Genomic DNA, 13,038 nt, shown 5'->3' with positions numbered 1-13,038 from the left:
CTTTTGCATTCTGATAACCGGCGAAAGAATGTTCTATATCAAACGACTATACAGGTTTATTCTGAAAAGTTTCTTGCCCCTGTTTCTGATGACATTCTTCATCTGCCTTTTCATCGTGTTGATGCAATTCCTGTGGAGGTATGTCGATGAGATGGTGGGGAAGGGATTGGAAATGTCCGTATTGGCCGAGTTGTTTTTCTATGCCGCTGTGACAATGGTTCCTATGGCTTTGCCGTTGGCTATTTTGTTAGCGTCGTTGATGACTTTCGGTAATTTGGGAGAACGATTGGAATTATTAGCGATAAAGGCGGCGGGTATTTCTTTGCTCCAAATCATGCGGCCGTTGGTTATTTTTCTTATATTTGTCGCTATCGGGGCTTTCTTTTTCCAGAATAATGTTTTGCCGAAATCTCAGGTAAAGATGTGGACATTGCTTTATTCCATGCGGCAAAAATCTCCCGAACTCGATATTCCCGAGGGTGTATTTTATGATCAGATTAGCGGGTATAACCTTTATGTGAAAAAGAAAGATCATAAAACGGGTATGCTCTATGATGTCATGATTTATGATATGTCGGCCGGATTCGATAATGCCATGATTATTTTAGCCGATTCCGGGAAATTGAAAATGACCGATGATAAGGAACATCTTTTCTTAACGTTATATAGCGGGGAATCTTTTGAAAATCTCAGGGACCAAAGGACGAGCACCAGCAATATTCCCTATCGACGGGAGACCTTCTCGTTGAAGGAGATTATGATTGCATTCGATGCCAATTTCAACCGAATGGACGATGGTATCATGCAGAACCAATACATAGGAAAAGACTTGGCGGCATTGCAATCTTCTATCGACTCGATGACTTATCGGGTAGATAGTATCGGAAATAATTATGCCAATAGCTTGAAAGTATCGGGTTATTTTGCTTTATACGACCGTCCGGGCATGCATGTTTCGAAAGAGGATTCGATACGCGAGCAGAAGGCTGTCGCCGAGGCTGCGGAGTTGAATCTCGATAGTTTGTTCGACGGCGGTAGCCTCCAACGCAAGCAGTTGTATTTGGATCGTGCCGTGGCAAGAGCCGGACGATATAAATCGGATTATGAATTTCGCAGCTATACGATGGGCGATGAAAATAAAGTCATCAGGCGTCACCAGATCGAGATGTACAAAAAGTTTACGCTTTCGTTTGCCTGTATCATTTTCTTTTTCATAGGGGCTCCGTTAGGAGCTATTATCCGCAAAGGGGGATTGGGAATGCCGGTGGTGGTGTCGGTATTTATGTTTATCTTTTATTATATTATCGATAACAGCGGTTATAAGTTGGCAAGGGACGGACGTTGGGAAGTGTGGGAAGGTATGTGGCTCAGTTCTGCGGTGCTTCTACCATTGGGTATATTTTTGACCTATAAGGCGGTGAAAGATTCGGCCGTGTTTAACCCCGACGTGTATATCAATTTTTTCAGAAAATTGATCGGTCGCCAAGAATTGCGTAAGGTTGTTTTGAAAGAGGTGATTATCGAGGATATGAATCCGATGGAAGCCATTGAAAGGGCTCATTGTTTGTCTGATTCTTGTCAGCGGTTCCTTGATAAGGTGGGACGGAAGCGTCAGTCTTATTGGAAATATTGTCTGTACGGATATAACAAATCGGATATAATTGCATTGGGAAACCAAATTAACGAACTGGTCGATTACGTCTCGAACAGCCATAGTCAGATGGTGATTAGTAAGCTGATGGATTATCCTGTTTTGCGTAACTTGTGGGTTTATCGTCCGGCTCCATCGGTGAAATGGGGTTATGTATTGGCGGCTCTTTTCCCGATAGGCTTGTTGTTGTATTGGATAGGTTCACGGCAGCAACGACTGTTGCGGAATGAAGTGGAAGCTATCGTTCACACGAATGAAGAGTTGTGCGTACAGTTGGAGAAAGAGGAGAGCGATAGAATTGAAGAAAATAAAACTGTATAGATATGAGTAAAGATACGATTTTAAGTTCGATAGAAGATGCTGTCGAAGATTTCAGACAGGGTAAATTTTTGATTGTGGTCGATGATGAGGATCGTGAGAATGAAGGCGATTTTATCATCGCCGCAGAAGCCATTACCCCAGAGAAGGTAAATTTTATGTTGGCTAACGGCCGAGGAGTTTTGTGTGCTCCCATTACCATGCAGCGTTGTGAAGAATTGAATTTATACCGTCAGGTGAATCACAATACCTCTATGCTGGGTACACCTTTTACAGTAACCATCGATAAATTGGAGGGCTGTACGACAGGTGTTTCGAGCCACGACAGGGCGGCTACGATACGGGCTTTGGCCGATCCTTCTTCGACGCCCGAGACATTCGGGCGTCCCGGACATATAAATCCTCTTTATGCCCAAGATAAAGGAGTTTTGAAAAGAGCCGGACATACGGAGGCTGCGGTCGATTTGGCACGTTTGGCCGGCTTATATCCCGCAGCCGCATTGATCGAAATTTTGAATGAAGACGGTACAATGGCTCGATTGCCACAGTTGGCTAAGGTAGCCGAAAAGTTTGGTATAAAGATTATCGCCATACGTGATTTGATCGCTTATCGCCTGAAACAAGAGTCGATGGTAGAACGTGGAGACGAGGTGGATATGCCTACGGAGTACGGACATTTCCGGTTGATTCCGTTCCGTCAGCTTTCCAATGGGTTGGAACATATCGCTTTGATAAAGGGATCTTGGGAACCCGATGAACCGATATTGGTTCGGGTTCATTCCTCGTGTATGACGGGTGATATTTTCGGGTCGATGCGTTGCGATTGCGGGGAGCAGTTGCATAAAGCCATGCAGGCGGTCGAATCCGAAGGAAAAGGTGTCATTGTTTATATGAATCAAGAAGGCCGGGGTATAGGGTTGATGAATAAAATCCGAGCCTATCGTTTGCAAGAGGGCGGTCTCGATACAGTGGATGCCAATTTGCATCTTGGATTTAAAGCCGATGAACGGGATTATGGTGTCGGGGCGAGTATTTTAAGGGATATAGGTGTCCGTAAGTTACGATTGATGACGAATAACCCGGTAAAGAGAATCGGTTTAGAGGCATACGGACTGGAAATTGTCGAAAACGTGCCTATCGAAGTTACACCCAACGAGTACAACCGTCGCTATCTGCTGACCAAAGAGAAGCGCATGGGGCATACGTTGCATGTGGAAGAATAGTAAAAAGAGCTTTTTCTAATGGAATAAAATTGGAGGTCATGATGAAATGGCTTCCAATTTTATTTTTAAGATTAGATGTATTTATAGGATTTTAGATGAAATCCTATAATATGTGATATTATATTCCCAATTCCTTTTTTAGCCACACTTTCATCACCGGGTCGGGAATAACAACTTGACGTTTCTCGATTTCTATAAGTTCTTTTTTTACTAATGCTCGTTTTATGATACTGACATTTGCCGATGAACCAAGTTGATATTTTTGTAGAACCTCTTGTGTAGTAAACTCACTATGAACCCCGTCTATGACAGCTCGCAGGAAATTCATTTGATAAGTAGTAAGGCTTTCGGTCTGTTTTTCGAACAATGGAGTATTCTGGTCGATGATATCCTGATATGCCGCCTCAAAATCCTGCTCGGTAGCAGTTTTATCCGTATGAATCCATACCAACCATGCTAACTGCTGTACGTAAGACGAATGGTTATCCACCCTTTTCGGCCAACTCTTTTGAAATCTGCTTGCCTGTAACTTCAAATCGCCTGCGTATGTAATCTATCCAATCTGTTGTACCTATCTTCTGTAAATAAATGGCATCGCCGAACTTGTAAAACGGCAGGCTCTTTTTCTCGAACAGTTCATTCATCAAATGCTTTTTACTGCCGAACAGACAATAGGATACCGACTTTTGTAGTTGCCATACAGAGCGCAGCCGTTTCTGAAATGTTTTAGAATCCTTGAACTCGGCAATCTGCTGAAACTCGTCGATACACACGACAATATTACAACCTTTCTTCTGTGCTATTCTTTCCGGAAGTTGTAAAATATCATCGACATCGTGGCTCTTGGGATTCATTTCGAGCGAAATGGAAAAATCTGTCATCGGATCTGTACCTATTGAGATTTTAGGACTGATACGAGAAAGGAATAGCTTGGCATTTTCCAACCATTCATCTAATTTCGAAGATGTTTGTTTGAGAATGGCAGCCGCAAATGCGGTATAGAAATCCTTGTCGTTACGACAAGAGAAAATATCGAGATACACAACTTTCAATTTATCGGATTGAGCCAAACCACACGCTTTCTGTACCAATGAAGTCTTACCCCAACGGCGAGGCGAAATCAGCACTGTATTTACACCATGCCGGAAATTGAGTAATAAACGTTCCGTTTCTTTCTCTCGGTCGGTAAAATTATCGCCCGATGTTGCAACACCAAATATAAAAGGCTTATTCTCCATCATCTTCACATATTATTTTGATGTAAAGATAAGTAATAATATTATTACTAATAAATTTATTATAGACAATGTTTTTTATCCATGTCTATGTTTGCCATTTATTGGGTTACATATCTTCGCCGAGGTTTATCGAAAGAACCGGAGCAGGGATCTTTGTTTTAAGACTGATACCGAAGTGGTTGCTGTGCCGGCCGGCGATTTACAACGGGTGCGACTCGATGCGTATCGTGAGATCGTCGTTAATGATACCACCTTGCCACATACCTTCGATGGTGATGGGGGTCTGACTCGTCATTTCGGTGAGCCAGATGGTGTATGCTATATCGTAGTAGGTGATGCTGTACCGGCCGTAGAAGTAGGTTTCGGTATGTGGGGGAATGATGGTCTCTTCGCCCGTCCGGTCGATTTCGGCCAGAGTCTGTTGAGTAATCTGCTGAAAACTGTACAGCGAGTCTCCCAGTATGATGCGGTTGTCGTCATCGACATAACAAGGAGTTCTCACCAGCAGGGTGTCGGTGTAAATCTGGGCAAATACAGGGTCTTCGCTGGAAAAGCAAGAGTAGTTGTAAAGCGGCTCTTCCAGAGTGGGAGTGAAGTGCCATTCCGAATCGAGGGAGTTTGAAAAGATAGTTAGACATATCTCGTCGGCCTGTTGGGTACTCTTACGGCTCCAATAGTCGAAGTGGTATTGGATACTGTCAACGACAAAGCGGCGGTCGCGAGCCGGGGGCAACTCGGGACGCTCGGGGTTGTGCGGTAAAACCGATTCTTTTTCAAAAAAACTGTCGCACGAGGTGAACAGTAGCAGAGCCAGCAGGGCGGGCAGGTAGCGGGTCATGGGTATAGGATAGCGTGTTTAGGTGAGGACAACCGACGAGGCCGGAGGCGATACCTCTGGCCTCGTCGGGGGAATGGGATTCGTATTCGATTAGTTGAGCTCGACAACCAGATAGCGGCTCAGACTCCAAAAGCTATCCGGGTTGGTGATTACTAAGGTCAAATAACCTTCGTTATCTTTTTGAAGTTCGTATGTGCCTTCGGGGTGATTGGTCAATAGTTTTGCTTTTTTACTGTCGAAAGGTATGTCGTGTAATTTGCGCATATCGACTGCCGTGAAGTAGTTTTTATTAAATTCTCCTTCCATTACTTTTTTCGAGGAGAACAGCCCTCCGCCTTCGACAATCTTTTGTTCTTTCAACTCTTTGTTCGTGCCCAATGCGTAATATACCGTATTAAGAGCCTCGTCTTGGGTCATGAGCACTTCTTTTTGCTGCTCGTTTTCAGTAGTGAGGTGCTCTACCTGACCGGTCAGATTCGTTACGGCCTCGTCCAATTCGGCGATGCGTACGTCGCGTTTAGCCAAAGATTCTTGTAAAGAGGTTATGAGTTGTGTTTTTTCCTCGATTTCGTTTTGGAGACGAGTCACTGTTTTTTGCAGGGCAGCCGATTGGTTTTTGTTTTGATTGAGCTGCTTTTGGAGTTTATCCAAACGTTCTTTGTTTTTTTGCAAAGTCTCGGCGACCAGTGTCATATCGTTTTTGATTTGTTCCCGGGTAGTCAAGGATACTTCTCCGTTGGCATCTTTTTGTGTTACCAAATAGTTTTCGGCCTCTTTTATTTGCCGAAATCCATCTTCGACTTCATTCATCAGCTGGATCATTTCGTTGAAATCCGCAGTCGTTTGGGCGTTGACTCTGAGCAGAGAGTCATTTTCTGCTTGAAGTTTCCTTACTTCGGTCGATTGGTTCGTACAGCCAATCATTAAAACTGATGCTGCGATAGCAGCTGTAATAGCCTTTTTCATAATCGTTAAAATTAAATTTATAGATAGGTATCGCTTTTAGGGTACTTTTCCTTTTTTTTCTCTTTGGGTTTGTCGGGAGCTCCTGCTATAATAACGACGATTTCTCCTTTCGGTTCGTGTTCCGAGAAATGAGTTATCAATTCGTCGATTGTTCCCCGTACGGTTTCTTCGTGTATTTTGGAAATTTCACGACTTACCGATGCCGCTCTTTCTCCCCCGAAAGTTTCTTTGAATTGAATGAGCGTTTTGAGCAGACGAAACGGGGACTCGTAAAAAACGATTGTGCGTGGTTCTTCCGCCAATTCGGTCAGTCGTGTAGCTCGGCCTTTCTTTTGGGGAAGGAATCCTTCGAAACAAAATTTTTCATTCGGCAACCCCGATGCTACCAATGCCGGCACAAAGGCTGTCGCTCCGGGCAGGCATTCGACGGTGACATCTCTTCGTCGGCACTCTCTTACCAAAAGGAACCCGGGGTCGGAGATGGCCGGAGTACCGGCATCCGAAATAAGAGCTATGTTTTCTCCTCCTTCTATCCGGGAGACGATTCCTTCGATGGTTTGATGCTCGTTGAATTTATGGTGGGACTGCATGCGAGTGTGTATGTCGAAGTGTTTCAATAATATGCCGCTTGTGCGGGTGTCTTCCGCCAAGATACAATCTACTTCTCGCAGAACGGAGATAGCCCTAAATGTCATGTCTTCGAGATTTCCCACCGGGGTGGGTACTACATACAGTTTTGCCATACTGCTATAAAAAATGTTTTTGTACGATTTTCATGAATTCGGCGACGTCGGGGTTCTCTACGTCCCAATTCAAGTCATTTAAAATGTAATCTTCTGCTTCCTCGTATGACTGCATGGCATCTATCAGAGATAGCGTTTCGTTCATACGGATATCGCTGTTACCGAAGAGTTCACGACGGAATCTGAACCGGTCGTTCAAACTTAATGCCTTACGGAGCTCTTTGGCTTGTTGACGTTGAAGGGCTTCTTCGAGAGTTACGGGAGTTGCAGGTTCCTCTTCTTCGATGATTTCTTCCGTATTTTCCTCCTCATATAAATCGGGCTCCTCATAGTCGTCTTCTATGTCTTCGTCAAATTCGTTGGAGTCTTCGTACTCGTCATCGTTTTCGTCTTGTACAGCCGATAGTTCTTCCCCATTCAGTTTTTCCCACGGATAGAGCGTGTCGTTTTCTTCTTCATTTTCTTCGGTATCGTTTTCGTGGGTGGGTTCGTTATTTTCTATAATCGGACTTTCCGAATAATCTTCCGTATCGGCGATATTATTGTCCGTGTCCAGCTCTTCACCGGATTCTTCGGATTGCTTTTCTGTGGGGATTATGTTTTCGTCGGTGATGTGAGAAGATACGGGTTCGCCGACTTTTTCGAGGGGATTTTCCATGCTTGGAATCGCATCTTCGTGTGTCGTTGTCTTGACCGATGTGAAGGGATCGTAGCGAAGTATTCCGTCCCAAAATTCAGGCTGTCGAAGTTCACGGGTCAATCGTGTAATTTCTTCGGCTTTTTCTTTTGCCAGTTTCAACAGTATGGCAGGAGCCGTATCTCCCGCTTGATCGATGACAAGCAAGAGTTCCCTCAACTCTCCTAACAGGTCTATGATGTGTACGATACGACTATCTCGAAGCATAACATATGCATTTAGTTATTTCACAAAAATAATGATAAAATGATAGATGCGTGTATCGTGTGAAAGTTTTTTAGTCGGTATTACTCTTTTTTAGAAAGAACCTGAGTCAACAGGGTAGATATTTTTTGTTTCAGTTGAGCCCTCGTGCATGTATAGTTGTTGATCATGACGACTATCGCATATCGGTTTTGGGGAGTCGTGTAATATCCGGCGTAGGCGTGTACATCGCTCATGCTTCCGCTTTTCAGTCGTAGTTCGCCGGGCAGTTCTCCATGCTTTATAATTGTGGCGACAGAGCCTTCTTTTCCCGCCAAAGGAAGCGTTTGCACGAAATACTCTCCAATCAGTGAGTCTCGGGCTGTTTCTTTGAGGACGCAATTCAGATATTTGGCTGAAACTTTATTGTTGCGAGCCAATCCCGAACCGTCGTACATGAATAGTTCGAGAGAGTCGGCTTCGTAATTTTGCCAGTATTTACGGATTATGTCGATGCCTTTTTCTGCGCTCCCTTTCTCATGATCCGACAGAGACAAGAGTCGGAGTACGCTTTCGGCATACAGGTTGTCGCTGCGTACATTCAGGCTGTGTACTATATCTCCGAGATAGTCGGACGGATAGTGAAACCATGTCGTTTCCGGGAGTTGACCGAGATTGGAGTTTTTGACCTCTATTCCCGCTGTTTGAAATTTTTCTTGTAAATCTGTTATGAATAGGCTATCCGGTCGGGCTATCGACAAATAGAGACGGTATCGATCTTTTCTTTTGGGAATAGTTCCCGAAATCGTGTATCGGTTGTTTTCACACTTGACTGTGATGTTTTCTTTTTCGCCTTTTGTCAAACTGGTCTCAACGACAAAACGGTTAGGCGGATTGACTCCGGTTACGTCATACGATTTTCCATTGTATCGCAGGTTTATCTCTATTCGGTTGTCTTTGTATGAAAAAGCATGGCAGCCTGTGCCGTAATCCCAAGCTATATCTTCTACCATCCATTTGGGAGAGATGGCTGGCTCGTCGAATAAGGAGTTATCGACAACTATGCGACCCTTGATCGATTTGATGTGATTGGACAGAATTCTTTGTATGATTTGGTCGATGAAATCTTCGGTGTGGCGACAACGGTATGCCGAGCCTAAGGACGGGTCTCCGCCGCCGTGTATCACAAGGTCTCCGTGTAAAGTTTCTGTTTCGTCGATTGTTCCGGTGTGTCCCACTGTCGTGTATAGACAGAATGAGGGACGATACAATCGCAGAGCCGTAGCGGTCGTAATAACTTTGATCGTCGATGCCGGAATGACGGCTTGTCGTTCGTTGTAAGAGGCGATAGTTTCTCCCGTTTTGACGTCGGTAATGCAAATCCCTATCGACGACGGAATAAAATCCGGGTCGGATACGAATTTATCGATAATCTGCTGCGTGGTGGCTATGACCGGTAATGCGCTGAATATGAGAAAAAATAATAAGATTCGTTTTGCCATTGTTTTTGTCTGTTGCATTCGTTACAAAGATAGTGAAAGGAGAGCGCAGAGATGTAAAAACGGGTGTTTTTCTCTTTTTTATCGAGCTGTATTTTGTCTTGTATTTATCGAAGAAAAGATAAGCCGAAGGAAAAAGTGATTCTGTTTGTATGGCGATTCTGTTTTTCACTTGGGAGAAATAGTTTGGGAAAGGTTGCCAAAATCGAACTATCTTTTTACTTTTGTTGAAAATATTAAAATAGATATAATATAATTATGGTTTTGACCGAAAGTAATTATGAGACAAACCGTAGGGGGAGTATAGAAGTGATCTGCGGGTCTATGTTTTCAGGCAAAACGGAGGAGCTGATACGCCGTTTGAAAAGAGCCAAGATAGCCCGTCAGAGAGTAGAGATATTCAAGCCGGCCATCGACGTGCGTTATTCCGAGGAGAATATCGTTTCGCATGACAGTACTTCTATCCTTTCCACTCCGGTCGATAATTCTCACAGTATATTGTTGATGGCATCGGGGGTCGATGTCGTAGGAATCGATGAGGCGCAATTTTTCGATGAAGGTATTGTCGAGGTTTGTTCCGAATTGGCCAATAACGGGACGAGGGTGATTGTCGCCGGGTTGGATATGGATTTCCGTCGAGTTCCTTTCGGGCCTATGCCTTCGTTATTGTCGATAGCCGACGATGTATATAAAGTCCATGCCATTTGTGTGAAATGCGGGCATTTGGCAAATTATTCCTATCGTTTAGTCGATAACGATAAACGGGTGCTTTTGGGAGAGAAAAATGAATATCAGCCTTTGTGTCGCCGATGCTATTTGCAGGAGTTGCAAGCCCGAGAGGATAAAGAGCATTCGGATTAAACTCGAACCGCGAATATTTGTTATGTAGGGTATAATTAAAATCGTTATAGTCATGGTAGACCGACAACCATACACGTTCGACCGTGTTATCCGTATTCTATTCGGTGTAGTCTCCGTCGTGGGATTGTTCTATTTGGTTTACATACTTCGAGGAGCCTTGCTCCCTTTCCTTGTAGCATGGATAGTTGCCTATATGCTCAATCCGTTGGTCGTGTATAACAAGCGGGTGTTTAAATTGAAAGGCAGGGTAGTAGCCATCACTCTGGCTTTTCTGGAAGTGTTGATAACCATATCTTTGTTGTGTGTGTTGTTTCTGCCGTCGATTATCGATGAGATTGCTCATATGAGGGAGCTGTTGAGCGAGTATGTTTACAATTCTTCGAGTATACCTTTCGTCCCGCAAGCCGTACATGATTTTATTCGTGATAATATTAATTTTTCCGAGCTGTCGGGATTATTGAGTCGGGAACAATGGCTCTCGATTATCGAGGAGAGTTTTTCCGGGGCTTGGGGCTTCATCACCGGTTCGGTAGGCGAAATCATCAATATCGTGAGCTGGCTGGTCGTGCTGTTGTATATAGTTTTTATATTGCTCGATTATGACAGGATATTGTGTGGGTTCCAGCGTATGATACCGCAAAAATACCGGCCTATGCTCGTCTCGATAGGAAACGATATAGAGGAGAGTATGAACCGTTATTTCCGGGGACAGGCGTTGGTCGCCGGTTTGGTAGGTATCTTATTCAGTATAGGTTTCTTGATTGTGGGGTTGCCGTTGGCTATCGTATTGGGGCTGTTCATCGGGGTATTGAATATGGTTCCCTATTTGCAACTTATCGGTATTATTCCGACGATCCTGCTATGTCTTGTTTCGGCATCCGATACCGGAACTAATTTCTGGTTGCTGTTCGGTGCTTGCATATTGGTCTTTATCATAGTCCAGATTATCGAAGATGTGTTTATCGTTCCTCGGGTTATGGGTAAGGTCACAGGATTGAATCCCGCTATTATCTTGCTCTCGCTTTCTATTTGGGGCACATTGCTCGGTTTTGTCGGTATGATTATCGCTCTTCCGTTAACGACGTTGTGTCTGTCTTATTATCAGCGTTATGTGATAGGAGCCGATTCTGTCGAGCCACCAGATTCTCCTACTGACACCTCTGTTTCGGAAGAGGTACAAGAATGAAAGATATTATTTAACATATTTTTATAGATATATAATTTTGCAAAAAGAAAAAATAGTTCTACCTTTGCAACGCTTTTACAAAAAGCAACAAGGTTAGATTCGCTAGCTCAGCTGGTAGAGCACAACACTTTTAATGTTGGGGTCTTGGGTTCGAGCCCCAAGCGGATCACCGAGAAAGATTACAGATACTTAGCAATTGGGTATCTGTAATTTTTTTTTGAGAGAATCGTTTAATTTACACTATCTTTGCTACCCGAAATAAAAGGAGAAAAGTATATGACTGTTTTGCCAGAAGACCCGATGATTTTATTCTCGTTTATTAATACGAAGTTACGGGATAATTATGTGTCGTTAGATGAATTGTGCGATGATATGCACATCAGTAAAGCTGATTTAGTCGCTAAGTTGGGAAGCGTCGGTTTTGAATACAATCCTCAGCAGAATAAATTTTGGTAAGTAACATTTGGTTTTTCCGGTTGCGGGGCGATGGTACGATTGCCCTGCCGGAGATGATGCTTCGTTGGAATAAAGAATAAAGCCCGATAACATAGATTTATCGGGCTTTATTTATTCGTCAGGCTCTATTTTATTTCAAATACCCCTTGAAAAAAGATTCCAATTTATCAAAAGGAATAATGTCTGTTCGGTCGTATAAATCCGTGTGGTTGGCTCCTGGGACAATCATCAGCTCTTTGTTGTCGCCTTTCAACTTTTTGAAAGCATCTTCGCTGAAATAACGCGAATGAGCTTTCTCTCCGTGAATCAGCAACACGGCACTACGAATTTCGTCGCTATAAGCGAGGATAGGAGCATTGAGAAACGAGAGAGCCGAAGTTTTGTTCCAGCCGTTGTTAGAGTTCAACGAACGAGAATGGTAACCCCGTGAAGTTTTGTAGTAGGCATGATAATCCTTTACGAATTGCGGTGCATCTTGCGGTAGAGGATCGACTACGCCACCGGCCGTTTCATACGAGCCGTTTCTTGCATCGATGGTACGTTGGGCGTTGAGTTGTCGACGCATTTCATAACGGGCATCGGCGTTGTCGTTTTCATCGAAATAACCGTTGGCCGTGCATCTGCTCATATCGTACATGGTAGAGGCTACGGTCGCTTTAATGCGTGTGTCTATGGCTGCGGCGTTTATAGCCAGTCCGCCCCAACCGCAGATGCCGATGATCCCGATTCGCTCCGAATCTACATCGTCACGCAAGGAGAGAAAATCGACGGCTGCACAGAAATCTTCCGTATTTATGTCGGGTGATGCCACGTAGCGAGGTGCGCCGCCGCTTTCGCCGGTGAAAGAGGGGTCGAAGGCGATTGTCAGAAAGCCTCGTTCTGCCATAATTTGCGCATAGAGTCCCGACGCTTGTTCTTTTACAGCCCCGAACGGGCCGCAGACGGCGATAGCCGGTAATTTGCCTTCGGCATTTTTCGGCATGTATAAATCGGCTGCGAGCGTAATTCCGTAACGGTTCCTGAATGTTACTTTACTATGTTTCACTTTGTCACTTTGGGGGAATGTTTTATCCCACTCATTTGTCAGATTCAAATTTTCCATATCGTTTTTATTGGTTTGTACATCTTGTGCATTTATTGTAAACAGACTTATGGCGATGAACCATGTTGTAAAGATAA

The 13,038-nt window shown here is 44.0% G+C and carries 11 protein-coding genes, 1 tRNA gene and 1 pseudogene; 6 read left to right on the top strand and 7 right to left on the bottom strand.

Translation table 11 applies throughout. The annotated features are described in order from the left end of the window. Positions 1-28: 28 nt before the first annotated feature. Positions 29-1,972, top strand: a complete 1,944-nt coding sequence (locus tag HMPREF9448_RS10350; RefSeq protein WP_008862521.1) for an LptF/LptG family permease — start codon at positions 29-31, stop codon at positions 1,970-1,972. Between the two features lie 2 nt (positions 1,973-1,974). After that, positions 1,975-3,192, top strand: coding sequence for a bifunctional 3,4-dihydroxy-2-butanone-4-phosphate synthase/GTP cyclohydrolase II (locus tag HMPREF9448_RS10345; protein ID WP_008862520.1), 1,218 nt, complete (start codon positions 1,975-1,977; stop codon positions 3,190-3,192). A gap of 118 nt (positions 3,193-3,310) precedes the next feature. Here the strand turns inward: HMPREF9448_RS10345 and HMPREF9448_RS10340 are convergent. The 6 genes and pseudogenes from HMPREF9448_RS10340 to dacB all read right to left on the bottom strand — a co-directional run bounded on the left by HMPREF9448_RS10340 (position 3,311) and on the right by dacB (position 9,359). Continuing rightward, positions 3,311-4,430, bottom strand: a pseudogene (locus HMPREF9448_RS10340) (AAA family ATPase). Between the two features lie 199 nt (positions 4,431-4,629). Next, a complete protein-coding gene (locus HMPREF9448_RS10335; protein WP_008862516.1) occupies positions 4,630-5,268 on the bottom strand; it encodes a hypothetical protein in 639 nt (212 codons plus the stop codon). 90 nt (positions 5,269-5,358) lie between these two features. Next, entirely contained in the window at positions 5,359-6,234 is an 876-nt protein-coding gene (locus tag HMPREF9448_RS10330; RefSeq protein ID WP_008862515.1) for a Cbp1 family collagen-binding glycoprotein adhesin, read from the bottom strand. A 17-nt stretch (positions 6,235-6,251) separates the two neighbouring features. Beyond that, positions 6,252-6,977, bottom strand: a complete 726-nt coding sequence (gene rsmI, locus HMPREF9448_RS10325; protein ID WP_008862514.1) for a 16S rRNA (cytidine(1402)-2'-O)-methyltransferase — start codon at positions 6,975-6,977, stop codon at positions 6,252-6,254. Between the two features lie 4 nt (positions 6,978-6,981). Then, positions 6,982-7,881, bottom strand: coding sequence for a hypothetical protein (locus HMPREF9448_RS14255; protein WP_008862513.1), 900 nt, complete (start codon positions 7,879-7,881; stop codon positions 6,982-6,984). Positions 7,882-7,961: 80 nt separating this feature from the next. Beyond that, positions 7,962-9,359, bottom strand: a complete 1,398-nt coding sequence (dacB, locus tag HMPREF9448_RS10315) for a D-alanyl-D-alanine carboxypeptidase/D-alanyl-D-alanine endopeptidase (protein WP_008862512.1) — start codon at positions 9,357-9,359, stop codon at positions 7,962-7,964. A 255-nt stretch (positions 9,360-9,614) separates the two neighbouring features. Between dacB and HMPREF9448_RS10310 the strand changes: the two genes are divergently transcribed. The 4 genes from HMPREF9448_RS10310 (at position 9,615) to HMPREF9448_RS10295 (ending at position 11,859) form a co-directional block, all read left to right on the top strand. Then, positions 9,615-10,217, top strand: a complete 603-nt coding sequence (locus HMPREF9448_RS10310) for a thymidine kinase (RefSeq protein WP_008862511.1) — start codon at positions 9,615-9,617, stop codon at positions 10,215-10,217. A 52-nt stretch (positions 10,218-10,269) separates the two neighbouring features. Beyond that, positions 10,270-11,403 carry an AI-2E family transporter gene (locus HMPREF9448_RS10305; protein WP_008862510.1) on the top strand — a complete coding sequence of 378 codons (1,134 nt, stop codon included), beginning with the start codon at positions 10,270-10,272 and terminating at the stop codon, positions 11,401-11,403. Positions 11,404-11,499: 96 nt separating this feature from the next. Next, positions 11,500-11,572: transfer RNA gene (locus tag HMPREF9448_RS10300), tRNA-Lys, on the top strand. Between the two features lie 107 nt (positions 11,573-11,679). Further along, entirely contained in the window at positions 11,680-11,859 is a 180-nt protein-coding gene (locus tag HMPREF9448_RS10295; protein ID WP_040296166.1) for a DUF4250 domain-containing protein, read from the top strand. A 130-nt stretch (positions 11,860-11,989) separates the two neighbouring features. On the opposite strand, the gene HMPREF9448_RS10290 is transcribed toward HMPREF9448_RS10295, so the two are convergent. Continuing rightward, positions 11,990-12,961 carry an alpha/beta hydrolase gene (locus HMPREF9448_RS10290; RefSeq protein ID WP_229042531.1) on the bottom strand — a complete coding sequence of 324 codons (972 nt, stop codon included), beginning with the start codon at positions 12,959-12,961 and terminating at the stop codon, positions 11,990-11,992. Between the last annotated feature and the right edge of the window lie 77 nt (positions 12,962-13,038).

Origin of the sequence: Barnesiella intestinihominis YIT 11860 (genome assembly GCF_000296465.1) — a bacterium.
GTDB lineage: Bacteria > Bacteroidota > Bacteroidia > Bacteroidales > Barnesiellaceae > Barnesiella > Barnesiella intestinihominis.
This window is presented reverse-complemented; position numbering and strand designations above follow the sequence as displayed.

What these genes read in the sequence shown, in the direction of transcription:
- HMPREF9448_RS10350 (WP_008862521.1), top strand. Translation starts at nt 29, where the DNA reads ATGTTCTATATCAAACGACTATACAGGTTTATTCTGAAAAGTTTCTTG.
- HMPREF9448_RS10345 (WP_008862520.1), top strand. Translation starts at nt 1,975, where the DNA reads ATGAGTAAAGATACGATTTTAAGTTCGATAGAAGATGCTGTCGAAGAT.
- HMPREF9448_RS10335 (WP_008862516.1), bottom strand. Translation starts at nt 5,268, where the DNA reads ATGACCCGCTACCTGCCCGCCCTGCTGGCTCTGCTACTGTTCACCTCG.
- HMPREF9448_RS10330 (WP_008862515.1), bottom strand. Translation starts at nt 6,234, where the DNA reads ATGAAAAAGGCTATTACAGCTGCTATCGCAGCATCAGTTTTAATGATT.
- rsmI (WP_008862514.1), bottom strand. Translation starts at nt 6,977, where the DNA reads ATGGCAAAACTGTATGTAGTACCCACCCCGGTGGGAAATCTCGAAGAC.
- HMPREF9448_RS14255 (WP_008862513.1), bottom strand. Translation starts at nt 7,881, where the DNA reads ATGCTTCGAGATAGTCGTATCGTACACATCATAGACCTGTTAGGAGAG.
- dacB (WP_008862512.1), bottom strand. Translation starts at nt 9,359, where the DNA reads ATGGCAAAACGAATCTTATTATTTTTTCTCATATTCAGCGCATTACCG.
- HMPREF9448_RS10310 (WP_008862511.1), top strand. Translation starts at nt 9,615, where the DNA reads ATGGTTTTGACCGAAAGTAATTATGAGACAAACCGTAGGGGGAGTATA.
- HMPREF9448_RS10305 (WP_008862510.1), top strand. Translation starts at nt 10,270, where the DNA reads ATGGTAGACCGACAACCATACACGTTCGACCGTGTTATCCGTATTCTA.
- HMPREF9448_RS10295 (WP_040296166.1), top strand. Translation starts at nt 11,680, where the DNA reads ATGACTGTTTTGCCAGAAGACCCGATGATTTTATTCTCGTTTATTAAT.
- HMPREF9448_RS10290 (WP_229042531.1), bottom strand. Translation starts at nt 12,961, where the DNA reads ATGGAAAATTTGAATCTGACAAATGAGTGGGATAAAACATTCCCCCAA.